Raw genomic sequence first — 26,920 nt, forward strand, 5'->3', positions numbered from 1 at the left:
TCGCTTTAGGTTACAATTCATGCTCATTTATTACATCTTTGTCACATTGAAGTAATCTTCCAATTTATAAAAGCTTAAAATAACATCTGTATATTCATTTTGTACGGACTCCACCCTAAGTCCCACACTCAGGACATTTGCCATCTTCTTGGCATAATACAACCCCATCCCTGTAGACTTGGTTGTTTGCCGCCCATTGGTGCCTGTAAAGCCCTTTTCAAACAATCTGCCTAGCTCCTCTTTAGGCACACCTACTCCATTATCTCTAACATGTAAGTGGATTCCCTCTTCATCTTCTATCGTATAAATGAGTACTTTGCCTGCTTTGTGTGTGTATTTACTTGCATTGTTTAAAACTTGTCCAACTATATATTCCAACCATTTCTTGTCACTTATACAACTACATGTCTCTATTTGATTTTCAATAGCAATATTTTTACGGATAAAGAATGGTGCATTTTCTTTAATTTTCCCTTTAATCACTTCTTTCACATCTACTTGTTCAATGTGTAAGTCCTGACTATAATGATTGGCGCGTGTAATGTACAGAAGCTGATTCACCATAAACTTCATTTGTTCTATAGGTAAAGACAATCGCTCTGCAACTTCTTCCTCCTCCAAGTCTTCTAGCACTAAGTCACATACTGCCACCTTCACCTTAATGTCATGCACCCATTCTGTTGTATATTCTTCCATTTGGTCTGCTCTTGCCTCATAGTCTAAGAGGGCTACTTCTTGTTGTTTGTTAAGTTTTATAATTATACCTTGCAACAGGTAGGTATAGTAGTTCTCCTCTGCAAATTGAAGTGCCTTTAAAGGTACCTCTTCTTCTAAAGCCTCTTGGACTTCCCAAAAGTTTTGACGTGTCTTTCTAAAGTCCCATACTACTAGTCCTATTTGCATACATAAAAACAGGATATTAAAGTAGAGTAAATCTACCCATTTATAATCTAGAGGGCTACTTGCAACTAAGACTAGGTTAACCAAGATTAAAAGACATCCATTATGCAAAAACCATCGTTTGTTTAGCCTCAAATAGTCTCCTATTGTCATAAGATTCCATACCCCATTCCCTTCTTTGTTGTAATCCATTCACTACAACCTAGCTCATCTAACTTTTGTCTTAGTCTATTGACATTGACAGTCAGTGTATTCTCATTGACATATACTTCGTCATCCCACAACTTCTTCATCAAAGTTTGCCTCGATACAATCTTACCTTGCTTTTCTATAAGGAGTTTTAAAATCTTAAATTCATTTTTAGTTAGTTCCATCTCTTTTTGCTTATAGGTCAGTGTTGTATTCTGGAGGTTGAGGATAAGTCCTCTGCATTCTAAAAGAGTATCTTCTTCTACACCGTATTCATAAGTACGTCGCATCATTGCTTGGAGCTTTGCTACTAAAACACTCATTTCAAAAGGTTTTTGAATATAGTCATCACCCCCATTGTTCATGGCCATAATCACATCCATATGACTTTCTCTAGATGAGATAAAAATAATAGGCACCTTAGACAATGCTCTAATCTCTTTGCACCAATAAAAACCATCAAATGTAGGAATATTAATATCCATCAAAATGGCATGAGGCTTTACCTTCGCCACCTCTTGTGCAATCTCTTCAAAATTTTTAGCGACACTACACAAAAAACCCCATCTACTCAATGCCCTATTCACCTCACTTGCAAGGGCTTCATCATCTTCCACAATATAAAGTTTATACATTTTCTCAACTCCTTATCTACTCTTTCTCTATCATTTCTATTTACTTTATGATTAGTTTAACTATATTTTTTGAAAAAATCAAAGGAGCTACATCAAAATGTATAACTACTTTGTAAAAAGATGATTCATTTTAATAAGTAACAAAGGGACTGCTCAACTAGTATAAAATCTCTAGTTTTACAGTCCCTTTAAAATTTTATCAGTCCCCTACACCAAAGTCTGTATTGTTATACAGTACCTCAATCTTAGGATTTTTATCCAAATAGCTATACTGCTTCACAAACCATTGTACTAAGTCTTCATCCCGCTTAACCTGAGTTGTATTGTTAACAAACACATTAATGGTTGCGTAGTCAAAATGGTCTTCTACAATCGCCATATCTTTTGCAATCATTTCTTTAGTCTGTCCTACAATCCCTACCATCATACATGGGGATTCAAAGTACTGCTTAAGCTCTGTATAATCTTTAAATTTGGCATTTTTCTTAAGTACTTCATTTCTAAAGGCATAGTCAAAAGTTTCTACACCTATTTTAAAGACAATGGGAATCCCAAAAAAGTCTCTCATTTCTTGTAATCTATTTTTATAACACCAATGACTTTCTAAAAAAAGTTTTTGAATACCTTTTTCCCTGATTACCTCTCGAATACGTTCTAGTGTTCCTTGTGTAAGCTCAAAGCAGCTTCCTGAGTTAATCACTTCTAACACTTTGTATTTACCAGAAATCTTGGCAAGTACTTCTTCGTTTAAGCGATTCATCTCTTCTTCTGCTGTATCGTTATCTAGAATGTAGTCACAAAAACTACATTTTCCCCATTTACAAGGAAATCCTTTCAAAAGGACAATTTCTCTTTGATTTTTGTTGGTTATTTCACTATAGCGTTCCATATAATCTCCTCTATAAGCTTCGGTCTTGTGATTTTTTCATAGGATGTGGAAGTAGCTTAATCGTTGTAAGGACCAATAAGACTGCTATGTACTTATCTACATAGTCTGTTAAGACTTGTACAATAAATACACTGACTACTGTCGGCACACCTACAACACTGAGCACCTGTACAATATAGGATGAACCAGAAGAAGTCACCCCTCCAAATACAGCTGCTGCTATTATAGCACTGATCAGCGAGGTTGGTAAGGTAAATAAAAGTACACCTATTGGCATTCTCTTTCCTTTTAACCAGCCTTTTTGGAACATCCATCCTGCTAGTAGCCCTGTTGTAATCTGTACAGGCGCAAAGTATAAGGAGTAAATGTCAAAGGTGACACCACTTACCACACTTCCACCAAGCCCTGTCAATATTGCATACTTAGGCCCTAGTAGACAAGCTACCATAATGGTTCCTATGGAATCTAGATAAATAGGTAGCCTTAACGTTAGCGCTACAAATGCCCCTACAATGTTTAACGCTATTCCAAATCCTACTAAAGTAATTGTTCTCACATCGACTTTTTGCTTCATCTTATAGTCCTCCTATTATTGAGTCTATAAGGTTTTCATAACCTACAAATAACTTTTTTAAGAATAGACTCATAAATTGTTTAGCATCTACATCTACATTAATGATGGCATTGTTTGGCTTTTTATAAAAATCTACGCTGTCTACAATAGACTGCCCCATAGCAATGCCTTCTGTTACAACTTCTACATAACTTTCAAAACCTTGACACAAGCTCCTATCCATAAAGTAGGCTACTGCCAATGGGTCATTAATGACACAACCAATGATCCCCTCTTGTTCCCAGTGAAAATCAATGTAGAATCTTGTAATCTCTGTGATAAATGTTGCAAGTTCTGCATCTAAACGATTGATGAACTCTATTAAGTTAGGTGTTAATACAATTTTTCTTGTTACATCTAGTCCAATCATATGGACTGGACGTGGTAAATGTTGATAGACATAGTCTGCTGCATGGGGGTCTACCCAGTAGTTAAACTCTGCAACAGGTGAGCAATTGCCATGAATCCTATAAGCACCTCCCATGGAAATAAACTCATCCAAGTAGGCAAATGCCTCCCGATCTTCCATTAATGCCTTTGCAATATTGGTCAGTGGACCTAGCGCAATAATAGATACCTTATCTTGACTTCTTAAAGTCTCTACAATATACTGCACACCACCTTCTAGAATTTTGGATTCCTCCAAAACTTCATAGAACCTTTCACCTAATCCATCTTCTCCATGCGTATCTTGTGCGGTCACAAGTTCTCGCACGAGAGGCACTTCCTCTCCCACATACACAGGGATATCTGTCTTTCCACAAAGTGCTAAGACTTTGAGTGCATTTTTAGCACCCATTCTAACAGGTACATTCCCACTACAAACGGTGATGCCCACAACCTCAAGTTCTTCTGACTTTATCGCGAGCAATAGTGCTAACGCATCATCAATACCTGGATCACAATCAATAATTACCTTTCTTCTTTCCATACTACTTCCTCCTTAAGTGATTAAATTTTTAAGGAGAACCACATGATTTGATTACAAATCATGCAAAGGTCTAACAATATACTGCCACTATATGTTTACCTTAGTTTTTTATACTGGGAGGTTCTCGAACCAGTCCTAGTGTATCCACTAGATTTACTTTGCTATAGTAGCATGTTTAGCGGTGTATTTCAACTCATAAAAAGCCGATTTTATGTACTTCCCTTAAAGGGGAAATCCCATAAAATCGGCTTATCACTTAATGAATAGACTGTAATTAGTTCACCTTTACAACAGGTGGTACAGTTTCTCCATTTGTATCTACGGTTACACTTTCAATCACTACAGCTTCTACTGGCTTATCTTGTGCACCTGTAGGCACCTTTTCAAGTGCTTCTATGATTTCAATACCTGATGTCACTTGACCAAAGCCTGCATATTCCCCATCTAAATGTGGACTATCTGCTGACATAATGAAGAATTGGCTACCTGCTGAATCAGGCATCATACTTCTAGCCATAGAAATAACCCCTTTTGTATGTGGTAAGTTATTGGCTTCATGGCCATTCCCAGAAAATTCACCTGGAATACTGTAACCTGGGTTACCTGCCCCTGTTCCTTCTGGGTCTCCACCTTGAATCATAAATCCTTCAATAATACGGTGGAAAGTTAGTCCATCATAAAAGCCTTCATTGGCTAAAGTTACAAAGTTATTTACCGTATTCGGTGCTATTTTAGGATAGAGCTCTAAAGTCACTGTTCCATAGTCTTTGATATTCATTGTTACAATAGGATTGTTTTCAAGTGCCTGTACTTGTGTCACTGCTGGGTCAGCGGTCTCTGGTGCTTGTGACTTTGCACAGCCCACTCCCATAAAACTCATACATAAAATCATTGCTACTAATACACTTTTCTTTTGTCTCATAACGTTCTCCTTAGCTTTTCTTTGCTCATCTCTAGATCCTTATTATAGCATATTCTTCCTGTTATGGGACAAGGTGTTTAGTGCCAAATTATTTTAACTGGTTACTTTACAACACTTTCAAATACAAGCTCTGCTGGTTTAACGCCACTAGGTGCATTTTGTTTCCAATGCATCTGAGCTTTCACCTTAATCGTTCCAGCTGTTGTGGTTGCACGTACAAATACGGCTGCAATACCACCTTCTGGACAAATCGGGTTGGCACCAATGGAGTCATCTCCTACAATTTCTCCTTCTCCCTCTACTGAGAATCGAATAGGATACTTATCTGCAGTCATTGGTACGACATTACCTACGTCGTCTACAACTTTGCAGTAGACCATAACAAGGTCTGACCCATCTGCACGAAGTGGAATATCCATAAAGTCTGCTTCAAGCTGTAAGCTTCTTTGTACACCTGGTGACTTTCTTACTTGTGTTGCCACAACTTCCCCACCTACTAATGCTTCTACCTTTATAATAGAACGTTCACGCTGTTTGCAACGTGTTCTTATATTTTTGAAAGTGAAAGGTGGATGCTTCACAGCTAAGTCATCTGCTCCAATCTCTTCTACTAATTCATCATTATGATATAGGCGTACACGTTCTGCATTGGAGTACACTGTTACATCATCTGAACTAATTTCTGACCAATAGTTAGCGATAAAGAGGACTACGCCTGCTTCTTCAATATCTTGTTGACTTTGGAAGAAGTAATAAGTAAATTTAGGTACACGATATAAATCTAGCGTACCACCCCAACAAGGTGTGACTTGGTAGCCACGATTATGTTCAATTCCTGGCCATATACCATAGCCACAAATTTTATTATCATTGACCATGTTGATATAGTTTTGTCTACGAGATTGAGGGTCTAATCCGAGGGCACGATCTACTGCTCTAAGCATGCCTTCTTCACCCCATCCACGAGGCACACGCCAAGCACAGCTTTGGTTATCCCAGTCATCTGGTCTATCATTGTATTCTCTTACCCATACTGGTGCATGTTCCACGTCACCTTGAACATACTCCTCTCCTTCTGGGTCTAACATATTCTCGTCAAACTCTTTATACAAAATATCTGTTGGCCCATTGTCTGATGCAGTGTAGCAATCGTTATAAGGATACTCCGCATGTACAATATTGTGTAAATCCACTTTGAAGCTTTCTGACATATAGCTTTCGTTGAGCATAGGCTCCCAAATGATAATAGCTGGATTATTGCGTTGCCATCTTACCATATCTTTGACATTTTCTTTCGCACGTTCTGCAAAGATACCTTCTTTGAACCATTGCCAACCTGGAGCACTTACAATAAGCGTTAATCCATATTCATTACACGCTTGTACAAAGCCTGGTGCAAAAGGATAATGGGAACGAATGTTTTTAAAGCCTGCTTGTCTTAACTTAAGCGCATCTCTTCTTAACACACTTTCTGGAAGTGCATTTCCAATGTATACATGACTTGCATGGTAGTTAGCCCCTGAAAGTCTTCTAGGTTCCTCGTTGAATAAGATCCCTTGGTCATAAGTAAATTGGAAAGTACGAATCCCTATTGTCGTGGTGACTTCATCATATACTTTTCCCGCCTCATTTAACTGTGTAATCACTTGATATAAATAAGGTGTCTCTGGACTCCATAACTGTGGTCTATCTACTTGGATGTCACATTCAAAGTGCTGTGCCTCTCCCCCTTGTAAAGTTACTTCTTGTGTAGAGGTTCCCACACATACTTGCTGTGCATCTACAATTTGTTGTGTAAGAGTAAAAGTTTTAGCTTCCCTATATTCATTTTTCACATGTGTTTTAATATGTACAATGGCACTTTCCTTTGTCACTTCTTTGTAAGAAACAAAAATACCGCCACCTGCTACTTCCTCTGCTAAAAGTGCATGTGTAATATGGAGCGGGTCTACAATATGCATTCTGGCTTCTCTATAAAGTCCTCCATCATAGGTAAAGTCAAGTGCATGTTGTGGTTTACCTGGTGGTACATCTTCATTATCTGAGTTATCAAGTTCTACGCGAATCTCGTTCATTACTCCCCACTTAAGAAGTTCTGTCACATCTTGTACCAGTGGTGTATATCCACAGTAATGCTCACGTGCAAGTTGCCCATTTACAAAAAGTTTACTCACACCCATAGCACCATCAAACTCAAGGATTACTTTTTTATCTTGTAATACCTCTGACATCATCATCTCTTTATAATAAGTACATGTTCCTTGATAGTTTACACCTCCACTAGAAATAGCTGGTGTTAAGTCTACCGTATGTGGTAAATGTACTTTTTTAGCTTGTATGTTTCCATCCCCTAGTTGGAATGACCAATCGTTATTTAACTTTTCAATAATTCTTGTCATGTCTACACTCCTTAGCTTGTTTTGCCTTCTCTGCTTTCTATCTTAATCCATCTTTAGATAGAGGCACATTTCTTTTTGTGGTATTTCCATATACATTTGTATTCTTTTTCATAATCCTTTATGATTATGTATATACACTGACTTAAGGATGAATAAATACAATGGATATTAAAATTGATTTTTTAAACAAAAACCGTTATAACATAGATTTAAATCTATACACCTGTGGTCATGAATCCTGCCCTTCTGGTATGTGCATTGGGCCTACTGCTCGCTATCACTATATTATTCACTATGTCCTAAAAGGTACTGGTACCTTCAAAATTGATAACCGTGTCTATAAGCTCAAACCTGGTCAAGGCTTTTTGATTGAACCTGATGTAATAACTACTTATGAATCTGATGACAAGGACCCTTGGGAGTATATGTGGGTTGGTTTTGTAGGCAGTAAAGCTCCAGAATACTTAAAGCGTGCCAACCTCTCTAGTGCTTCTCCTATTTTTACCTATAAAAAAGGCGAAGCACTAGAAACATGCCTCGCCCAAATGATTCAAAACCTTAATCGCTCACCTAATAACGATATTTTACTCATTGCTAACTTATACGAGTTCATGTACCTTCTTGTAGATAACAATGAACAAACAACTGATTTATCCACTCTTGGCGCTGAAAAACAAACCTACATTGAACAAGCTATGCTCTACTGCGAACACAACTTTCATACTGGGATTACGGTGCAAGATGTGGCCAACTATATTAAGATTGACCGTACTTATTTAAACAAGCTTTTTCAAGCTTATATTCAAAAGTCTCCCAAACAATTTCTTATGGAGCTACGTATGAACAAGGCCTGTAAACTTTTACTTGAAACCCATCTAGATATCTACACCATCGCTACCGAAGTAGGCTATCAAAATCAGTTTCAATTCTCAAAGATTTTCAAAAAATATAAGAGCGTTTCTCCTTCTGAGTATAGGCGTCAAGTCCCTACAGAGTGGTTCCTCATAGGCCCTAATGATCCAAAATAGATCCTTTTACTTATTCTCGTCAAGTACCACCCCTGCAATGTTGGACGCATGGTCCGAGATGCGTTCCACATTGCTGATGGTATCAATAAATACAATCCCCGCCATGGGTTCACATGCATTTTGTACAAGACGTTTAATGTGACTTGCACGCATATTTTTCTCCATTTTATCTACGTTATCTTCTAATTCAACTGCCTTTCTAGCTAATGCTACATCACCTACTACATAGGCCTCTAATGCCATTTCTAAACAATTAATCCCCGTTTGGGTAATAAGCAAAAGTTCTCTTCTTGCTTCTTCTGAAAAGACCGTTTCATCCTGAATCAAGTTTTGTGCCAATTCTGCAATATTGTCAGCATGGTCACCTATTCTTTCAATATCACTAATAATATGAAAAAGATTAGTAATGCCTAGCGATTCATCTTCTGATAGTGATACATTCCCAAGCTTAATTAAATAGTGATTCAAGCCTTTTTGAAACGCGTTAATTTCTCTTTCTGTCTCAAAAACTTGCTCCACCTTATCCTTGTTTTTTTCAAACAAAGCTTGTATGGCTACTTCTACACTGACTTTGGCCATCTCACCCATACGAATAACTTCTGTTATAACATTTTCTAAAGCAAAGGCAGGTGTTTCAAATATACGCTCATCCAAGTGTCTCAGTTCCCCTGTCTTTGCTTCGTTCTTCCCTTTGACTAAGTGTTCTGCCAAATAGACAAGTGTACCTGCAAATGGGAACAATAAAATGGTATTAACGATATTGAAGACTGTGTGTACGACACTAATTTGAGTTACACCAATCATCTGTGCACCTAGTTCTGGCACTACAAATTTAAAAAGTATGACTGCTACAATTCCAAACAACACAGAGCCTATCATATTGAACATAAAGTGAATGGCTGCGGCTCTTTTGGCATTTAAGTTGGCCCCAACACTTGATAAAATAGCGGTAATACAAGTCCCTATATTTTGCCCTAATATAATATAGATGGCTGAATTCCAAGGTACTAAACTGGCTAATGCCAAAGCTTGTAAAATCCCAACTGAAGCAGAAGAACTTTGAATAATAGCCGTTACACCCGCACCCACCAAAATACCTAAAATAGGGTTGCTTCCTAAAACGATAAACAGATTCTTAACTTCTTCTAATTCACGAAGAGGCTTAGCTGCATCACTCATAGTGTCAAGGCCTAGGAAAAGTGTGCCAAATCCAAATAAGATGGCGCCTGTATGCTTCATTTTTTCTTTTTTAGAAAACATAATTAGTCCAACACCTATGGCGATACACAAAGGCGCCAATACTGAAGGCTTCAAAAAGCTTGTCCATTCTCCTAGGGACACAATCCACGCGGTCACTGTTGTCCCTACATTGGCACCCATAATAACCCCGACTGCTTGTGTAAGGGACATGAGCCCTGCATTCACAAAGCCTACCACCATAACCGTTGTTGCTGATGAACTTTGGATAAGTGCTGTCACTCCTGCACCTACTAAGACACCCAACAAACGATTGCTTGTTAAGATGCTCAGCAACTTTTTCATCTTAGGTCCAGCTGCTTTTTGTAGCCCCTCTCCCATATACTCCATTCCAAATAGAAAAAGGCCTAGTCCACCTACAAAACTTAAGCCTATATTCAACCAATTTACTTGATTCATAGTGCCTACTCCTCACTTCATTCTTATGTGACTTTCAATCCTATTAATATGTCCATATTGTAGGTAAATTATCTCATTTTATTTGGTTCTTTCCATTCTTTATAGTTTATGGGAGGCAACACAGACTAGGTTCAGAGCATTCCTAGCCTATAAAAAGGGGTGTTACACTTATCTCATCTAGTGCAACACCCCATCCTACTCCTTCCTACAACTATCTATATAATCTTTCTGACTTCTTCTAATTTGCATTGTTTGATATAGCGATTTTTATTACTTGTAATGACTACTTCTAACAAATCTGATTTAATCTTATATACTTTACCTTTTAATTTAGTTCCAATTACATTAACAGGTGTGCCTAATTTGACTTCTTGCAGACCATTTGTTTTCTCACAATCACAAGTATTTTCTTCACTAAAAATTCTTCTACACTCACTACAAAAATAGACTTTGCTCATCTTCTTTTTCCCCCTAGAATTTGTTATTTTTATCCAAGGCTTGTATAAAAACCTGTTACTCTATATATAATAAAGTTTCTTAAAATCTATGACTAATTTTAAAAACAAAAGCCAAGTCATTTAATCCTTTTTCAACAAGGATTAAATGACTTGGCTTCTTGTACGACTCTACACTTTTTAGAAAAGCAACTGTAACAGTCCTAAGATAAGAGATGCACTTACTATATATTTGGCGATATTTTCATTTTTAAGTTTCTTCATTTTTACAATAAGGGCCACAATAGATAAGAACCCAAATCCCCATGCTACTATAGCCTGTACGATATAGTTACTTGGAAAACTTGTTGCGTTGATGAATGCAATGAACATCCCTAATATTACTAAAAAATAGAATAATCCATTTTGTACTTTTTTATTTTTTGTAAGAAATAAAAAGGCGATTCCTAATCCTGATGCTACTACAAGTGCGACGAATAAAATTAATAATGCTTGCATAATACCCTCCTGAAATTCGTTTTAATATATTTTTATTATAAGGAGCATTTCTGTATTTTTCACCCTCTTAATTCTGAAGAATTCTGAAGCCTAAATAGAGAGTTTAATCTCTATTTGATATACACCTTCTCCTCCTAGTAGCTCAACTGTTCCTTTGTACTTTTTTGCTAGTTGTTTTATATTTTTTACCCCTATGCCATAACTTTCTACTTCCTTCTTCCCTCCTGCATCCGTCTTATTCATTTGTACAAGACTTAACGTATGGTCTAAAAGGCTTACTTTAAATACTATAGCTTGTGTAGGGGTAGCATATTTAATGATGTTGGACACAAGATTGTCAAATATGCGTACCATATCTTGAGGATTAAGACTTGTCTCAAAGTCTACTAGCTCTTTTAAATCTATCTCTACCTGAAAGTCTTCTTCTTCCAAAATATCTTGATATTCTTGTAGTAACTGCTCCACTAACACTTTCCCATCTAAAGTCTCGCCCTCAACTTTTGCAACAGCCTCTTTATTATAGTCAAAAAGCATCTGAGTCAACTCTTTAATTTGATAAGCTTTACTCTGGATAATACTTGTATAACCTTCAAGTTTTTCTTCACTCTCATATTTCTTATCTTTTATAAACTCTGTATAAGAAATAATAGCTGTAAGGGGTGTACGAATATCATGAGAAAGGGATTGAATCAGTTCCATCCGTTCTGATTTCAGCTGTTCTTCATTAGCTATATAATTTTCTAGCATCTGTGCAAGGTTATTTAGGCTACACGCTACTTCAGTAAGCTCATTCTCTCCTACAACTTCTACCCTATAAGTAAAGTCCCCTTTTTCTATTTTTTGAATAGCTTCATTAATTTCCAAAATATAAATCAATTTTTGTCCCACCAAATATAAAAAAATTACGATAAACACAACTGCTGCACCTATAAAACAAATTTCCTCAATCATCAGCACGACTTTAGGTTCTAAGACTACATTCAATTCAGAGTATCCCTTTGTCACAGCCTTTTCCGCCAGTGCATAAGCTGTAGTATTCAAAAATCCAAAGGTAAATGCTCCAATAACAAATGACATGATGAGATGTCCCAGTAACGATAAAGAAAGCTTAGAGAGTTTATATTTTTTAATCAATATAATACCCCTTCCCCCATGCTGTTTTAATATAGCGTGGGTTTTTATTGTCCTTTTCTATTTTCTTTCTAAGGTTTTTCACATGTACCATGACAGCATTATCACACACAGCATCTTCTCCCCACACACTAGAGAAAATATTGTCTATAGAAAATATTTTTTTACGATGGGTAATAAGTAATTCTAAAATTTTATATTCTGTATGGGTTAGTCCAACCCTTTCATCTCCACACATAACTTGCTGTGCTTCTAAGTTTATTACCAGTTCTCCAATCTTTATTTCGTTTAATGTCTTTACTACTTGAGGCTGATAAATCTGATAACGTCTTAGCAAAGCTTTCACTCTTAAAAGCAACTCTGAATTTGAAAAAGGCTTTGTCATGTAGTCATCGCCCCCTGCAGAAAATCCCATCGTTTTATCAGATTCTTGTGAATGGGCACTCAAGAATAAAATGGGTACCACTGTTGTTTGTCTTATCTTAGATGCTGCAATAAAGCCTGATGTTTGTGGCATATTCACATCCAGTATGATTAAATCCACACTTACGTCTGCTTTGTTCACTGCTTCTACCCCATCACATGCTACAACAACTTCATAGCCTTCTCCACTTAGTAAAATCGTTAAGATTTCTCGAATTTCTTGGTCATCATCTGCTATTAATATTTTATTGGGTTTCATGGAATCTCCTTTTCTCTAATCTATCTCAACTTTACCTCGTCTACTTTATTTTTATATACTACGTCTTCGTTCTGCTCCAAGTATAGCCTAAGTTTCAGAGGAAAATAACTCCCCAAAATGCTAGAACTTAAATCATCCACTTTTGTTACCTTCTACACTTCGATGCATCTATGTGGCCCTTTATAACTTCAACTACAACTAGAGGGGGTATTGCCCATTTGCAATCCCCCTCTATATCCTATATATATGCTAAGCTTTTATTACTTTGACTCTTCCTACAATACCACTTTCTAGCATCACTTTTATACCATGGTGATGGTCTGGTGAGCTAGTTAAGATTTTCTTTACAACACCTTCTGTCAATTTCCCACTACGTTGGTCTTGTTTTTGGACAACACTTACAGCCATCCCTATTTTAATATAACTTCTTTTTGTTCCGTCCATCATGTTTCCTCATTTTTCTGTTTTATTGGGGTGCATTGCCTCTAAAGTAGCGATTAATCTCATCACAAGCGAGCTTATTGAGCTTGCCCATATTAGACTTAATCATTTCATCGTCTTCGCCACGTTCTTTTTTATTTAATCCATTGGCAGTATACGGCACACCTTGTCCAAGAAGGTGCTCTACTTCTTCCCATAGCTCAGTATATTCCGTTCCTTTGCTAAAGTTTAATGCCTTTCCATTTTCTTGGTCTTGCATACCCTTTTGAAGTTCTTCTAAAATATATTCATTGGATACATAGAGGTGTACAACTTGATTTTCATCTAATTTCTTAGTATCCTCTAAAGCTTTTAATCCTGTAGCAAGTGCTAGAAGTTCTAGCTTCGCAACACGGGTTTCTTCTTCTAAAAGTTCTATTGCTTCTTTACATTCTGTACCTTCTTGTAGAATGTAAGCATATACGCCGACTGCTTGGTCATTTCTTTTTCTTTTATTCGCTTTACAATATAAATGTATTGGTGTCATCAGTATTCTCTTCTTCCTTTATATAATGCTTTATATAGCTTACCACATAATGTAACCTATAAGTATTTTTTTATTGTACCTTTAGCCGGCTCGCTTTAACTTCTATAAAATCGTTGGTGATTGTAATCCTTCATAAGCTCTGTATATTCTCCTAGTGTCTTCTTATAACCTAGGTAGGATTTTTCTTTAATTTTGCCCATCTTATAATAGTCATCTACCATTTGCACAGCCTCTTTCCTGGCTTCAATGGCTAAGTCCTTATAGTTGTTTTCCAAATACATTTTTAAGTCATTGATTTGTAATTCAATTTGTTTTTGGGCTTTACTCTTAAACATTTGTCCTCTCCCCTTCACACGCAGTTTTTATATTATTTTACTAGAAATAGGCTACAAAATGTAGTCCCTATGCATAGAAAGTGGCTATCTCCGCATTTCTTTCGTTTGAAAATATTAGATTAAGCATTAGATTACCTTTTAAAATTATACTGTTCTGTATAAAAAAAGATGTTGCATGGGTATGCGCCCTGCCCCCTTACAACATCTCTTTTTCTATTAAAACAATTCTGTAGACAAGTATCTTTCACCTGTATCTGGTAATAATGCAACAATGACTTTCCCTGCGTTTTCAGGCTGTTTGGCAAGTTCAATGGCCGCGTGTAGTGCTGCGCCTGAGGAAATCCCAACTAATATGCCTTCATTTTGGGCAATCTCTTTGGCCATTTTAAAAGCATCCTCATTTTCTACAGTTACAATGGCATCATAAATCTCAGTATCCAAAACATCTGGAACAAATCCTGCACCAATACCTTGAATTTTATGTGCTCCTGCAACACCTGTAGATAAAACAGGTGACCCCTTAGGCTCTACTGCTATAATCTTAATATTAGAATTTTGGGCTTTTAAATATTTTCCTGTTCCGGATAATGTTCCACCTGTTCCTACCCCTGCTACAAACAGATCTACTTTTCCGTCTGTGTCTTCCCATATTTCAGGTCCTGTTGTAACCTCATGTATATGTGGATTGGCAGGATTGTTAAACTGTCCTGCCAAAAAGGCATTTGGCGTTGTGGCAGCTAATTCCTGAGCCTTTTCAATAGCACCTTTCATTCCCTTTGCCCCTTCTGTTAAGACAATTTGTGCCCCATAACCTTGAAGAATTTTGCGTCTTTCAATGCTCATAGTCTCTGGCATCACAAAGATAGCTTGATAGCCCTTCGCTGCTGCTACTGCTGCAAGACCAATCCCTGTATTCCCACTTGTAGGTTCAATAATCGTGGCACCTGCCGTAAGCCGCCCTTTTGCCTCGGCATCTTCTATCATAGCTTTTGCAATTCTATCTTTAACACTTCCAGCTGGATTAAAATATTCAAGTTTAGCCATGACTCTTGCTTTTGTTTGATGTAATTGTTGGAGTTTAGAAAGCTCTACCAGCGGTGTTTTGCCTACTAATTCTAAGATACTTCCATAAATTTTTCCCATTCTACTACCTCCCTAATTTGTGCCCTCCCTATATTGGGTTCATACCACTCTAAAATAATCCTATCATGTAAAATCATTTCCTACAACAAGGTCACCTTTTGACTTTATATCCTAAATATATTGAGTTCCTTCTCAATCTAGAAATAAAATACAAATAATTTTATATTCAATCACAAATTTTTAATGATTTTATAAATCATTTCCTATATACTAAACGAGTATTTACTTTATTACATAATTCAAGGAGCTTTTATGAACTATAACATTATTCCTGAACTCAAAAAAATAACACTTACTGGTGAAACTGTCACATTCAGTGACTACGTCCTCTCACCAGCGCTTAAAAACTTTGTATCTGTTTCTGAAAATTGGCTTCAAGCAGGCTCTTATACAGGTCTTGGCGCACGTCCTATTCAACACAACGCTATTGCATGTGACCATGAAGAAGGCTATCGCCTTGTCATTGCTGAAGATGCGATTACCATTGAAGCTAATACTTTTGGTGGTGTCTTCTATGCCTTAACGACTTTATCTGAACTAGACCGTTTAAATGATGGACAACTTACCTGTGGAACCATTGAAGACCATCCCGACATGGACTTCCGTGCCATCTCTGATGATATTTCTCGTGGACAAGTATCTACATTCGAACACTTCAAAACAATTATTAGACGTCTTGCACGTTATAAATATAATGTGTATATGCCTTATATTGAAGATGTTTTCAAACTTAAATGTTGCCCTGATTGGGGTAAATATTCCGATGGTCTTACCTGTACAGAATGGCATGCCCTCACTGAATATGCTGCAAGCTACCATATTAGCGTGCGCCCTATCATTAACTTACTTGGACACTTCGATAAAAATGCAGGCATCAAATCTTTACAGGCTATTACCATTCACGATGATAAAGGTACTCCTACAAGTGTTATTGATCCACTGAACCCTGCGGTTAAACCACTTATCTTAAATATCTTAGATGAAGTCATTGAAGCTTTTGGACCTGGAGTTATCCATGTAGGTGGAGACGAGCCTTGTTCTATCACTGAAGTCTATGGCAAAGAAAAGGGGGGGCAACTTTTCATTGACTACTTCACTTGGGTGCATGATGAGCTTGCAAAACGAGACTGTTCTATGATGATGTATGCTGATTTCTTTGCACCGCCTTGGGGTGACTACGCTGTAGGACTTGAACGTGCACTTGAACTTCCTCATGACGTTAACTTTGTATTCTGGGACTATGCACCACGTGCAAGTTATCCTTATGTAGAAAAGCTTCATGAGATTGGTCTTACTGTCACTGTATCTCCTGGAACTTGGGCTTGGAATCGCTTTAGTTGTGATATGAAAGTATGTTGGGATAACACTGTAGGCTTACTTCGCGCGGCTAACGGCAACTCTAACTATATGCTTATGTCTAGCTGGGGAGATGGTGGTGACTGTTCTCGTGAGTTAAACTGGCCTGGTTTCCTTATTGGAGCCAACTGTGCTTGGGCAACTGAAACCAACTATACCTTCGAAGAATTCTACCATATCTACCATGCGGTATTCCTTGGTCTTAACAAAGAAGAAGCTGCTTCTCTTAACGCTGTTTATCACTATGACCGCGTGCTTGGACTTGAAGATAACTTCATTTTCAAAAATGAGATGTACAAATGTGCTTTAGAGCCTATTACTTTTGCAGCACGTGACAAAGCACATCTTCTTATTCCTGAGATGGAAAAAGCGATTGCTTCTATTCAAACTTTAAAAGCTAAAGTAGAAGAAAATACTATATTAGACGCACTCTACCTCAGTGCAAAGCGTATTTTATTTACAGCTAAAAAAATCTCTTATTTACCTGCTACTCCACCTACAAGCCGTGAAGAAGCTAAAGCTTATATCTCAGATATTTTAGCTCTTGCCTGCGAGCTTGAAACAGTACGTCATTACCATGAAAAAGTATGGTTTGATACCAATAGACTATCTGATTGGAACTATGTAGATATGCTTTATTTAGATTTAAGAGATGAACTTACTAGACTTGCGCGTCATATGGCAAATGATAAGAACTTCAACAAAAACTTAGCCTTCCACGTTTTTCAAGGTTAAGTAAACTAAAAGAGGACTAGGAAGCGCTTCCTAGTCCTCTTTTAGTTTACTCTGCCAAAATCCGTATACTCCTCGGCGTATTATATATACTAAGTATAGATTGTACAAGTTTTACTCGTTGGCTTATTTGCCTACCTCATTACTTAGGCCAAAACTACGACGCAGTTGTCTTTGCTTCTGCAACTTGTGGCTTTGGTATGGGTGCCACCCCCCAATGCTATTGCTAACATGGATGAGCTTACCAACCGATATGGATTTGTACCCACTCCATACTTTGCTGTCTCTATTGTAGGTTGTTGACTTATTTTTTGTTTATAAGCTTCAACACGTTTTTCAATTGGCCTTAGCTTATATTTCACCACGTAATGCTTCTTTAAGTGCTGCTTGATTTAAATGTAAAAGTTCTTCTAAAACGAACTCACCATCTTTTCTTACAAGTACACCATCAAACCAAATTTCTCCACCACCATCTTGTGGTTTGTGAGATTGGATAAGATCCCAGTGAATAGAGGAGTTATGACCTGGTGTAAAGTGTATCGTTCCAATCATTTTCTCATCAAAAAGTGTATTATAAATAGATTGCTCCATAAATGGGTTCGTTCCAAGTGAGAACTCGCAAATATAACGAGAACCTTCATCTGTATCTAAAATAGCATTAAGTTTTTCTGTCTCATTACTTACAGCTTCTACAATTTTACCCTCTTTAAAAGTAAACTTAACATCTGTAAAGATAGTCCCTTGATAATGAGATGGGATGTTGTAAGCAATGGTTCCATTTACAGATTCTGTTACAATGCCAGCCATACCTACTTCGCCGTCAGGAATGTTCCATCTGCCACTACAAATACTTGTCCAACAACCTTTAATAGAAAATGCAAGGTCTGTCCCTGGTGCTTTAATGTGCACTTGATCCGTACGTGCCATAAGCTCTTTTAAAGGTTCCATAAGTTCATGGAACTTGCCATAGTCTAGAGCGCATACATCAAAGTAATAGTCTTCAAAAGCTTGTGTACTCATATGCGCCATCTGTGCAAAACTATTACTTGGATAGGCTAAAATACACCATTTTGTATTTTGGCAACGTTCCTTTGCATGCAATGGTCCACTATATTCTGTATAAATTTTCATCTTATCTGCTGGTACATCTGACATCTGATAAAGGTTATCTACTTTTCTTACTGCAATATAAGCATCCATATCTTTCATACGCTCTAAATCATACTTGAGCTGATATTCATACTGTTCCTTTGTTGCACCAAGAAGCAGGGCTTTACGCACAACTTCTGATTCATAATTTATAAAAGGAATCCCTCCTACGCGGTAGGCCTCTTCTACAAGTGCTGTAGCAATCTCATCTCCACCATTGGGAAGGTCAATTAAAAGCTTTTCTCCCGGTTGTAATTGAACGGAATACTGAATTAAATTTTGTGCAAGTTTTGTTATTCTCTGGTCTCTCATTTCTGCCTCCTAATTTTTTAACTTATTCTATTGTAGTTTTAATAGGAGGAACATTCAATACTATTTTTTATAATCCTTGCTCAAATTGAAAGATACCTTCTGGGTCATATTGCTTTCTTATTTCTGCCCCTGGGAAGTTGACAAATGAGCCTTGTTGTCTTCCCAAACCGTTTGAAACCCTATAAGATAATGCGGTATAAACAGATCCTAAAAAAACAAACCCAACTAAGTAGTCCCTATCTATTAAAGAATTAGGTACTTTAGTTGGGTTTATTGTCTATTTACTCTTAACAGGTAGACTACTAAGAAACCATCTGTAAAATAGTATTCTCCAAATTCATCTTCTTCTACTTTTCCATCTAGCCATTCTTGTTCATCTTCCTCAAAAATAAAGATTTCTTCATATGAGCGTCCTACTCCATATTGTTTGCTCCCTATGCTCCATAAATGTATTTTTCTACATTTAAACTTAAAGCTTTTGATTTTTGAAATTTACTTTTATTAATAGTATTATGATACAATAATATATATTTAACATACAAACGAGGCTTTAACAATGTCTAAAAAGTTAGAAGAAACACACATTCAGTTTAAAGGTGAATCTACTCCGGCACGAGCTAAACTTGGTTTTGTAAAACTTGGACAAGTTACGCTCGAATTCATTGAGCCTGACCATAATCCAAGTATTTGGAGAGACTATCTCGATACACACGGTGAAGGCTTCCATCCTATTGCTTTTAAAGTAGAAGGTCTAGAAGACTTTAAATAATAAGAGGTCTAAAACTATGATTATTCAATATCAATCTCCATATTTTTGTAATAATAGGCTTTATCTCTTTCATTAATTTCACGTAGTACACGGCAAGGATTTCCCACTGCCACTACATGTGCTGGAATATCTTTTGTCACAATACTACCTGCGCCTATTACAGTGTTCTCTCCAATATTGACTCCTGGTAGAATGACAGCACCTGCACCTATCCAAACATTACTTCCTATACGTACAGGAATATTGTATTGTGCCACCTTTTTTCTAAGCGCGGGGTCAATAGGGTGCCCTGCCGTTGCAATGGTTACATTGGGACCTATCATTACATAGTCCCCTATATAAATATCCGTATCATCTACTAATGTTAAGTTAAAATTGGCATAAACATTGTTACCTAAGTGAGTATGCTTTCCCCAGTTCGTATGTAGTGGTGGTTCAATATAACATTCTTTACCTACTTCTGCTAAAAGTTGTTTCAAAATCGCTTCTCGTTTTTTCCCTTCTGATGGGCGGGTATGATTAAAGTCATACAGTACTTCTAAGCATTGTGTTTGTTCTATGACCAACTCATTATCATTACAAAAATATACTTTTTGGTTATGCATTCTTTCCTTCATTGTCATCATCTCTTCCTCCATGCTTAATGCTTTGCTTTATTATTCTATCTTTCGTTTCTCAAGCTTTTATCCTGTATGTCTTTGAGATTTAATGCTCACCATCTTTTATTAAAGTGATCGCTCACTACTGCTTAAGATAATCGGACATTCTTTTTCTACTTCTTCCATTCTCTTTTTCATACGCTCACGGAGCTTTTCTCTTACGCCTTCATAAGCTGCTACTTCAATTAAATTGTTTTGCTCATGAGGATCTTCTTCAAGGTTATATAAGTAATCTTCATAAAATGTCGTTTCACTAGGTACTTTCCATGGGTCGCCCTGTGCTCTTATGGCATATTTATATTGCTTAGTTCTAATTGCTCGACCTATTTGACTTTCACTAATTTGTAAAAAAACATCTTCTTGCCATCCACTCATTTGTCCTTGTGTAAGTGGGCGTATAGAGTGACCTTCAAATGCTTCTGGCACTTCTATCTGTGCACACTCTAAAAGTGTCGGTGGTAAATCAATTAGGCTGACTAACTCGTTGATTACTTTTCCACCTTTAAATCCTGGTCCATGAACAATCAGTGGAACTCTAATACAGCCTTCGTGGCAAGATCTCTTATATTCTGAATTTCTTGTTTTAAAATGAGAACCATGGTCTGATGTATAGATAATAATGGTATTTTCATAAATACCTTTTTCTTTAAGCGTTTCTACAAGCCTTCCCACATTCTTATCAAGGCTATGGCAACAACCTAAGTAGTCTGGATAGCTCATCTTCCAATCGCCCTTATTTTCTGCCAAATCCCCTGGTTTTTCATAGTCTTTAAACCTTGCTTTACTTCCATCTGGGCCTTCATAACGGTCTCTATCATTTTGATGGTGCGGTTCTATTTGAGAAATGAATAAGAAGAATGGGTCATCTGTTTGTTTATTACGTATGTAGTCAATAGCATAGTTGTTGATGCAGTCTGCTCGGTAGCCTATAAATTCTCTTTTTTGATTTTCTTTGTCAAATACATACCCATTGTAGCCATGAGAAGTAAATTCTAAGACATCTGACGCCATCCAGTAATCTTTGTATCCACCTCTACGCCCTTCTGGGATAGCTGTAGTGACATAATCTTCTCCTATAGACTCATCTGTTGCTAAATGCCACTTCCCAACATAAGCTGTTTCATAACCCGCTTCATTAAAATAGTCTGCCAACATCTTTCTTGTAAAGTCTGGTGCAATCCCATTAGTGAAGCACCCTGTGTTAGTTGCATATTGTCCAAGTTGTAAGCAAGACCTTGCAGGTCCACATACTGGTTGACAAGTAAAGGCATACTCAAACTTTATTCCCTCTTTTGCTAATTGATCTAAATGAGGTGTTACATCTAGCTTTTGCCCATAGCACCCTACTGTGTCCCATCTTTGTTGATCTGAGAAATAAAAAATAATATTAGGTCTATTTTGCATCTTCTGTTCCATTTCTACTGCTCCTCTTCTGATTTATTTTGAATGTATCCTATTATTTATAATTCAATACTTTTATATATAATTATACTATTATTTTTCAAGAAGAGTAAGGATTTTAGTAAATTTTTTTATCCATTTTACTTCTATTTTATCTTTACTTTACATTTTACTCTATCTGTGTGCATCTATTTTTATGGCCTAGTGAGTCGCCTCTCTTCATACAAAAATAGCCCCATCTAAGGCGTTATCTTCTCCTTAGATGGGGCTATTCAAATTAATCTTGTTGTCTAATCACTTCTGCCATTTCCATCATTTGTTCTACTGAAAAGTTGTGGTCATTTCCCATAAGCATATAGGCAAGCCCCTCTTCATACCAAGATAAGCCTTGTACTTGTTCCACACTTACCTCCGGTGCACCTATAGAAATAGCTAGGGTACCTTCTTCTTGAGCTTTACGGTCAGCTTCTGTTAATTCATAGTTTTCTGGCACAAACTTATAGGTTTGTTCATAATAATTGAAATTCACACCATCACTGTTTGATATCCTCACTACTGACAGCGTCTCCTGTCATCAAATACACTGTTCTTAAAGCCTTTTTCTTATAAAGTTCAAATAATTGTTCAAACGCTTGAAGGTCACCTTCTTGTACCTGTTTCACTAAATCTGATTCATTCAAAGCTGTTCCTCCTTAGTAGATGCATCTATATATAAAGAGCATACGCTTAGCCCTTTGGTTCATTTTAAATGAAATATTTTTATTTTCTTCTATCCTCAGTATACACAAAGCCCCCGTATAGTACACATTTTAAATGTATCCCATACGGGGGCTCTATTCTTATTCAATTAGTCTGCTAAAATCTTTTCCATGATAAGCTCTCCACAAGATGAGCTGATGGGGTATAATCCTCCTTTTGCACGTCTTCCTTGTTGTGCAAACGGAGTAGTTTCCTCTCCTAGCATTTGTCTCATTCTTGCAAAAATTTGTTTGATATGTACTTTCTTTTCTAGCCATTCATACTGCACTTCTAACGCATACGGCTCATTGCTTGGATAAGCTTTTTTAACGACTGTTCCAACTGATACAATAGTTCCAACTGAATACGTAAAAATCATATCTCCTTCTGAAATCTCTTCTAAGTTTGGTTCTACTTTACAAGTCTTATTCTGAAATATAATATAATAGTTCATCGCTTATCCCCCTCATATTGAGAAAATAGGTACTCCTTAAGTTTACTACAAAATTAAATAAAAATCTTCATTTATTAATAATTTTATATATAAATTCATTTTCTAGAAGGTATGACCTTTTCTCATAGCTATACTTCTATTGAATAGCTTGAAGGATTTGTTTTTTGTAAGTGATAAATTGTTCAGAAGTGGTAAAGTCATTGGTTGTCAGTTTACAACCTTGATGCTTTCCTGATTTCAGATCAAAAACCTTTGTAATACGTCCAGGTATACCTGACATAATATATATTTTATCTGCCAGTAAGATGGCTTCATCTATATCATGAGTAATAAACAAACTAGTCGTTTGCATCTGTTCCACAATTTCTAGATACCAGTCATGAATTTGATGCTTAGTAATGGCATCTAAAGCACTAAACGGTTCATCTAAGAGCATCAACTTACTACTAAAAAGATAGCTTCTCAGTAAAGCTGCCCTTTGCCTCATCCCCCCTGAAAGTTGGTGTGGATACTTATACTCCATACCTTTTAGTCCAAAGTGTTCAAAGTGTATTTGAGCCTGCTCTCTTGCTTGTTTTTTAGAAATGTCTTTTAAAATGAGCGGTAGACTCACATTATCAATGACTTTTTTATAAGGCAGCAACAAATCCTTTTGTTGCATATAACTTGCATAGCCTGTCTGGCTGGTTACGACTTCCCCTTTAAGCAGTACTTGCCCTTCATCGGGTGTCTCTAACCCAGAAAGGATATTAAAAAGCGTTGTCTTACCAATTCCACTTACACCAAGAAGGGCTACTAACTCCCCCTTTTCTACTTGGATTGTAATATCTTCAATAATTTGTCTGCCATCATAACTTTTGGCAACATGGTCTGCTATAAAATAACTCATACTTCTACCTATTGTGGTAAATAGGCATTAGTAAAGCCTTGTTCATCTAATGGTTGACTAATAAGGTTGTTTTCATACATCCATTCATAAAATGTAGACCATCTTGTGCTATCAATTGTTCCCCATTGGTCCTTTTCCGCTTTATACTCGTTGGCTAAGAACTTTTGGCTAGCTGTAGCAAGCTCTAAGTCTACTTCTGGTGCATGCTTCACTAAGATTTGTGCCGCTTCTTCTGGGTTCTCAATTGCATATTCATAACCCTTTGCAGTAGCTTCTAAGAACTTTTTAGCTTGCTCTTCGTTTTCTTCTAAATACTTTGTACCTGTTGCAAGTACAGGTGTATAGAAGTCAAAGATTGGATTGAGGTCTCTAAATGGCAGATAATTAGTTCCTAAGCCTGCAAGCTCTGTAGCTACGCCATCCCAACCATAGTATACCCATACTGCGTCAATATCTGTTTGAAGTGCAGAAATCACATCTGTCACTGTGTTTGGAATCAAGTTGACTTTGCTAAAGTCTCCACCGTCTTCTTCTACAATTTGAGTGAGAATACTTCTTTCAAAAGGTGTATCCCATGAAGCATAATTCATTCCTTCTAATTTCTTTGGTGAATCAATCCCTTTTTCTTTCAATGAAAGAATACCTGATACGTTGTGGTCAATAATACTTGCTACAGCTACCACTGGCAAAGGATTCTCTGCTGTGAGTGCTGGACCTATTTCTTCTTGGAAAGATACTGCAAACTCAGCTTTCCCAGCAGCCACAAGTGCTAATGCTCCTCCCTCTGGTGGTTGCATAATTTCTACATTTAGGCCTAATTCATTGTAATAACCTTTTTCTAGTGCCACATACATACCTGTATGATTGGTATTAGGTACCCAATCTAGTACAACTGTTACTTTCTCTTGTTCTCCATTACCTACACCCTCTTGATTGGTAGGTTGTCCGCAACCTACTAGTCCAAGGATTAGCGTACTCATTGCTAATAAACTTACTAATTTCTTTTTCATTATTTTTCTGCTCCTTTATTCTTATATGGCATTAACTTTGTTTCTAATAGACTGACACCTTTCATAAGGAGTAGACTAATGATACTGACTAAGAAAATCACTGCAAACATCTTATCAAAAGCATAGGACTTTCTTACACGAGTCATATATACCCCAAGCCCTGATGTTCCACCTAACCATTCTGCAACAACAGCACCTATAACTGCATAGCTTACAGATACTTTAAGCCCTGCAAAAAAGTGTGGCATAGCATAAGGTAGCTTGATATGTACAAAAATTTGATTTGCCTTTGCCCCCATAGATTGCATAAGTCTTATAGCATCTTGGTCACTACTTTTAAACCCATCTAGCAATCCAATAGTCATGGGGAAAAAACATACTAAAAAAATCACCATCACTTTGGGTGCCATCCCATAACCCATCCACAATACAAGTAGAGGTGCAATAGCAATGACAGGTACTGTTTGAGAAATAATCAGCAAGGGATACACTGCTTGGTCAAACTTTTTATACCTATCCATAAGGACAGCGAGTATAAAGGCTCCACATATACTTAACCCAAGCCCAAAGAAAGCTTCACTAAGTGACACCATCAAGTGCCTCATTAACGCCTCAAACTCTGTAACAAAAGCTTTCCCCACCTGCATCGGGGATGGCAACATATACGGTGGAACCCATTCTAGTGTACATGCCACTTGCCACATGAGTAAAATGCCTAAAATAATTGCTAGTGTATAGCCTCTATTGATGATGTTTTGTAACCTTTTTATCAATAGACCATACCCCCACATTTGGATTATAAGCTACCTTCATATAAGACATGACACTTGGTGCACCTGCTCGAATACAAATCTTTTGACACTCTTTGGCAATATCCATAAGCTCATCAAAATCTCCTTCAATCGTTGTCTCAAAAGGTCCTACAAAAGTATTTAAACCTGTAGCTTTAATATATGCAATCACCTCATCTACAACACGAATCACTTCTTCACCTTCTACACTTGGCAATACTTGAATAGCTAAACTTGCATTGAATTTTTCCATTTTTGACGTCTCCTCTATTTTTATAAGTATTTTAAAATTCAAAAAGGCTCTTGCACATAGAAAATTTGTGCAAGAGCCTTTCACATAAATGGACACCTCTAAGTGCCTACCTATACTATTTGTCTTCATATAAACTTTCCTACGCCAGCATTACCTGGATCAGGTTCAGGGTTAAAAATGTCCTTTCATTTTTTCTCAGCCAAATTATGATTCAGCACCCCTAGTATTTTATGGATTTAACTTTATTATAATCATTTCCGAGCATTTTACAATAGTAAAAGCTACAAACTCAGTCGTTTATCTAACGTTTCTTAGCCTTCAACCGTTTGATAGCCATAGGAATTAACGACTGCATCTAAACTTTTATTTGCTTTACAATCTTCACATGTATCTGGATCTGATAATTTAAAGTTTGGTAAATCATCTCGTGTAAAGACAGAATGTACTGGATAACCATCTACCTCTTCTACATTAGCAAAAATAACAGATAGACCTGTTACTTTTCCACCATAAGCTAAAATAGTTCTAATTGCTTTAGAAATAGTACGCCCACTCATAGCCGTTGCTAATACGATTAATACATTTTTTCCATAAATCATTGGTTTGATATTGCTGTTAACAACCATTTGTCCACTCTTATCAAACTCTGGTGTAATGACATAGAAAGAATGATGTTTGTTATTAGATGGGAATCCGCCTAGGCTAAGTTCTTCTGCTAAATACGCACCTATTACTTCACAACCATCCATACAAATAATAGTATCAATTGGTGTTCTAGTTGCTCCAATTTCAACCATAGATTGCCAAGATGAATGCATTCCCATAATATCTTTATCTAACTTTACTTTTTTTACATATTGCTCTGCCATCACCTCTGCAACGAGCTTAGATTCTCTTTGACGCATTTTTAAACTAGTCATATCAATGTAATAATTGACATGGAATCTATCACTTGAAAAATGTCCTGGTGTAGCTTTTAACACTAACTCAGCATTATTTTTAGATGGAATTTTGATTTGTTCTAGCATAACTTA

Annotated in this window: 31 protein-coding genes and 2 riboswitches; of the genes, 4 read left to right on the plus strand and 27 right to left on the minus strand. The window is 36.9% G+C overall.

Annotation, left to right across the window (positions count from 1 at the left end; translation table 11 throughout):
• Nucleotides 1-30: 30 nt before the first annotated feature.
• The 7 genes from RRY75_RS04755 to RRY75_RS04785 form a co-directional block, all read right to left on the minus strand.
• The gene (locus RRY75_RS04755) at nt 31-1,092 is read right to left on the minus strand and encodes a sensor histidine kinase (RefSeq protein ID WP_332492103.1); all 1,062 of its coding nucleotides are present in this window, start codon (nt 1,090-1,092) and stop codon (nt 31-33) included.
• The gene (locus RRY75_RS04760) at nt 1,050-1,724 is read right to left on the minus strand and encodes a response regulator transcription factor (protein ID WP_332492105.1); all 675 of its coding nucleotides are present in this window, start codon (nt 1,722-1,724) and stop codon (nt 1,050-1,052) included. Before RRY75_RS04760 ends, RRY75_RS04755 begins: the two co-directional genes overlap by 43 nt.
• Before the next feature lie 199 nt (nt 1,725-1,923).
• Nucleotides 1,924-2,613 carry a hypothetical protein gene (locus RRY75_RS04765; protein ID WP_332527221.1) on the minus strand — a complete coding sequence of 230 codons (690 nt, stop codon included), beginning with the start codon at nt 2,611-2,613 and terminating at the stop codon, nt 1,924-1,926.
• Nucleotides 2,614-2,623: 10 nt separating this feature from the next.
• On the minus strand, nt 2,624-3,187 hold the full coding sequence (locus RRY75_RS04770; RefSeq protein WP_332492108.1) for a hypothetical protein: 564 nt from the start codon (nt 3,185-3,187) through the stop codon (nt 2,624-2,626).
• 1 nt (nt 3,188) lies between these two features.
• The gene (locus tag RRY75_RS04775) at nt 3,189-4,157 is read right to left on the minus strand and encodes a nucleoside hydrolase (RefSeq protein WP_332715837.1); all 969 of its coding nucleotides are present in this window, start codon (nt 4,155-4,157) and stop codon (nt 3,189-3,191) included.
• A gap of 94 nt (nt 4,158-4,251) precedes the next feature.
• A riboswitch (PreQ1 riboswitch) is annotated at nt 4,252-4,296 on the minus strand.
• A gap of 135 nt (nt 4,297-4,431) precedes the next feature.
• A complete protein-coding gene (locus RRY75_RS04780) occupies nt 4,432-4,935 on the minus strand; it encodes a peptidylprolyl isomerase (protein ID WP_334309710.1) in 504 nt (167 codons plus the stop codon).
• A 245-nt stretch (nt 4,936-5,180) separates the two neighbouring features.
• Nucleotides 5,181-7,478 carry a glycoside hydrolase family 2 protein gene (locus RRY75_RS04785; RefSeq protein ID WP_332527219.1) on the minus strand — a complete coding sequence of 766 codons (2,298 nt, stop codon included), beginning with the start codon at nt 7,476-7,478 and terminating at the stop codon, nt 5,181-5,183.
• A 161-nt stretch (nt 7,479-7,639) separates the two neighbouring features.
• Between RRY75_RS04785 and RRY75_RS04790 the strand changes: the two genes are divergently transcribed.
• A complete protein-coding gene (locus RRY75_RS04790) occupies nt 7,640-8,506 on the plus strand; it encodes an AraC family transcriptional regulator (RefSeq protein WP_332492114.1) in 867 nt (288 codons plus the stop codon).
• Nucleotides 8,507-8,512: 6 nt separating this feature from the next.
• On the opposite strand, the gene RRY75_RS04795 is transcribed toward RRY75_RS04790, so the two are convergent.
• The 9 genes from RRY75_RS04795 to cysK form a co-directional block, all read right to left on the minus strand.
• A complete protein-coding gene (locus RRY75_RS04795; RefSeq protein ID WP_332492116.1) occupies nt 8,513-10,162 on the minus strand; it encodes a Na/Pi cotransporter family protein in 1,650 nt (549 codons plus the stop codon).
• 215 nt (nt 10,163-10,377) lie between these two features.
• Nucleotides 10,378-10,620 carry a hypothetical protein gene (locus RRY75_RS04800; RefSeq protein ID WP_332492118.1) on the minus strand — a complete coding sequence of 81 codons (243 nt, stop codon included), beginning with the start codon at nt 10,618-10,620 and terminating at the stop codon, nt 10,378-10,380.
• A gap of 177 nt (nt 10,621-10,797) precedes the next feature.
• A complete protein-coding gene (locus RRY75_RS04805) occupies nt 10,798-11,115 on the minus strand; it encodes a hypothetical protein (protein WP_332492120.1) in 318 nt (105 codons plus the stop codon).
• A gap of 90 nt (nt 11,116-11,205) precedes the next feature.
• A complete protein-coding gene (locus tag RRY75_RS04810; RefSeq protein WP_332492122.1) occupies nt 11,206-12,249 on the minus strand; it encodes a HAMP domain-containing sensor histidine kinase in 1,044 nt (347 codons plus the stop codon).
• A complete protein-coding gene (locus tag RRY75_RS04815; RefSeq protein ID WP_332492124.1) occupies nt 12,242-12,928 on the minus strand; it encodes a response regulator transcription factor in 687 nt (228 codons plus the stop codon). Before RRY75_RS04815 ends, RRY75_RS04810 begins: the two co-directional genes overlap by 8 nt.
• Nucleotides 12,929-13,177: 249 nt before the next feature.
• Nucleotides 13,178-13,372, minus strand: a complete 195-nt coding sequence (locus tag RRY75_RS04820; protein ID WP_332492126.1) for a YwbE family protein — start codon at nt 13,370-13,372, stop codon at nt 13,178-13,180.
• 22 nt (nt 13,373-13,394) lie between these two features.
• The gene (locus RRY75_RS04825; RefSeq protein WP_332492128.1) at nt 13,395-13,895 is read right to left on the minus strand and encodes a hypothetical protein; all 501 of its coding nucleotides are present in this window, start codon (nt 13,893-13,895) and stop codon (nt 13,395-13,397) included.
• A gap of 95 nt (nt 13,896-13,990) precedes the next feature.
• A complete protein-coding gene (locus RRY75_RS04830) occupies nt 13,991-14,230 on the minus strand; it encodes a hypothetical protein (RefSeq protein WP_332492130.1) in 240 nt (79 codons plus the stop codon).
• A 216-nt stretch (nt 14,231-14,446) separates the two neighbouring features.
• Entirely contained in the window at nt 14,447-15,373 is a 927-nt protein-coding gene (cysK, locus tag RRY75_RS04835; RefSeq protein ID WP_332492132.1) for a cysteine synthase A, read from the minus strand.
• A gap of 252 nt (nt 15,374-15,625) precedes the next feature.
• On the opposite strand from cysK, the gene RRY75_RS04840 reads away from it, so the two are divergent.
• Nucleotides 15,626-17,464 (plus strand): glycoside hydrolase family 20 zincin-like fold domain-containing protein, encoded by a 1,839-nt coding sequence (locus tag RRY75_RS04840; protein WP_332492134.1) that lies wholly within the window; start codon nt 15,626-15,628, stop codon nt 17,462-17,464.
• Nucleotides 17,465-17,589: 125 nt separating this feature from the next.
• Nucleotides 17,590-17,691, plus strand: coding sequence for a sodium/glutamate symporter (locus tag RRY75_RS14215; protein ID WP_334309873.1), 102 nt, complete (start codon nt 17,590-17,592; stop codon nt 17,689-17,691).
• Between the two features lie 121 nt (nt 17,692-17,812).
• Here the strand turns inward: RRY75_RS14215 and RRY75_RS04850 are convergent, their stop codons facing one another.
• Nucleotides 17,813-18,922, minus strand: coding sequence for an aminopeptidase (locus tag RRY75_RS04850; RefSeq protein ID WP_332492138.1), 1,110 nt, complete (start codon nt 18,920-18,922; stop codon nt 17,813-17,815).
• Nucleotides 18,923-19,478: 556 nt separating this feature from the next.
• On the opposite strand from RRY75_RS04850, the gene RRY75_RS04855 reads away from it, so the two are divergent.
• Nucleotides 19,479-19,691: a VOC family protein gene (locus tag RRY75_RS04855; RefSeq protein ID WP_332527217.1), complete on the plus strand. Its 213-nt coding sequence runs from the start codon at nt 19,479-19,481 to the stop codon at nt 19,689-19,691.
• Nucleotides 19,692-19,711: 20 nt separating this feature from the next.
• On the opposite strand, the gene RRY75_RS04860 is transcribed toward RRY75_RS04855, so the two are convergent.
• From RRY75_RS04860 to RRY75_RS04905, 10 genes are all read right to left on the minus strand, one after another.
• Complete coding sequence (locus tag RRY75_RS04860) at nt 19,712-20,314, minus strand: sugar O-acetyltransferase (protein ID WP_334309874.1); 603 nt, start codon at nt 20,312-20,314, stop codon at nt 19,712-19,714.
• A gap of 102 nt (nt 20,315-20,416) precedes the next feature.
• Entirely contained in the window at nt 20,417-21,766 is a 1,350-nt protein-coding gene (locus RRY75_RS04865; RefSeq protein ID WP_332527215.1) for a sulfatase-like hydrolase/transferase, read from the minus strand.
• A gap of 262 nt (nt 21,767-22,028) precedes the next feature.
• Nucleotides 22,029-22,304 carry a hypothetical protein gene (locus tag RRY75_RS04870; RefSeq protein WP_332527214.1) on the minus strand — a complete coding sequence of 92 codons (276 nt, stop codon included), beginning with the start codon at nt 22,302-22,304 and terminating at the stop codon, nt 22,029-22,031.
• On the minus strand, nt 22,285-22,431 hold the full coding sequence (locus tag RRY75_RS04875) for an RNA polymerase sigma factor (RefSeq protein ID WP_332527213.1): 147 nt from the start codon (nt 22,429-22,431) through the stop codon (nt 22,285-22,287). The genes RRY75_RS04870 and RRY75_RS04875 overlap by 20 nt, the downstream gene beginning before the upstream one ends.
• A gap of 167 nt (nt 22,432-22,598) precedes the next feature.
• The gene (locus tag RRY75_RS04880) at nt 22,599-22,943 is read right to left on the minus strand and encodes a hypothetical protein (RefSeq protein WP_332527212.1); all 345 of its coding nucleotides are present in this window, start codon (nt 22,941-22,943) and stop codon (nt 22,599-22,601) included.
• Between the two features lie 136 nt (nt 22,944-23,079).
• A complete protein-coding gene (locus RRY75_RS04885) occupies nt 23,080-23,832 on the minus strand; it encodes an ABC transporter ATP-binding protein (protein WP_332527211.1) in 753 nt (250 codons plus the stop codon).
• 8 nt (nt 23,833-23,840) lie between these two features.
• The gene (locus RRY75_RS04890) at nt 23,841-24,842 is read right to left on the minus strand and encodes an ABC transporter substrate-binding protein (protein WP_332491996.1); all 1,002 of its coding nucleotides are present in this window, start codon (nt 24,840-24,842) and stop codon (nt 23,841-23,843) included.
• On the minus strand, nt 24,842-25,615 hold the full coding sequence (locus RRY75_RS04895) for an ABC transporter permease (RefSeq protein WP_332491994.1): 774 nt from the start codon (nt 25,613-25,615) through the stop codon (nt 24,842-24,844). Before RRY75_RS04895 ends, RRY75_RS04890 begins: the two co-directional genes overlap by 1 nt.
• Nucleotides 25,584-25,886, minus strand: coding sequence for a thiamine-binding protein (locus RRY75_RS04900; RefSeq protein ID WP_332491992.1), 303 nt, complete (start codon nt 25,884-25,886; stop codon nt 25,584-25,586). Before RRY75_RS04900 ends, RRY75_RS04895 begins: the two co-directional genes overlap by 32 nt.
• A gap of 119 nt (nt 25,887-26,005) precedes the next feature.
• Nucleotides 26,006-26,118, minus strand: a riboswitch (TPP riboswitch).
• Nucleotides 26,119-26,197: 79 nt separating this feature from the next.
• On the minus strand, nt 26,198-26,914 hold the full coding sequence (locus RRY75_RS04905; protein ID WP_332491990.1) for a phosphoribosyltransferase: 717 nt from the start codon (nt 26,912-26,914) through the stop codon (nt 26,198-26,200).
• Nucleotides 26,915-26,920: the final 6 nt, after the last annotated feature.

It is taken from the genome of Niameybacter sp. (genome assembly GCF_036655075.1).
Taxonomy (GTDB): domain Bacteria; phylum Bacillota; class Clostridia; order Lachnospirales; family Cellulosilyticaceae; genus Holtiella.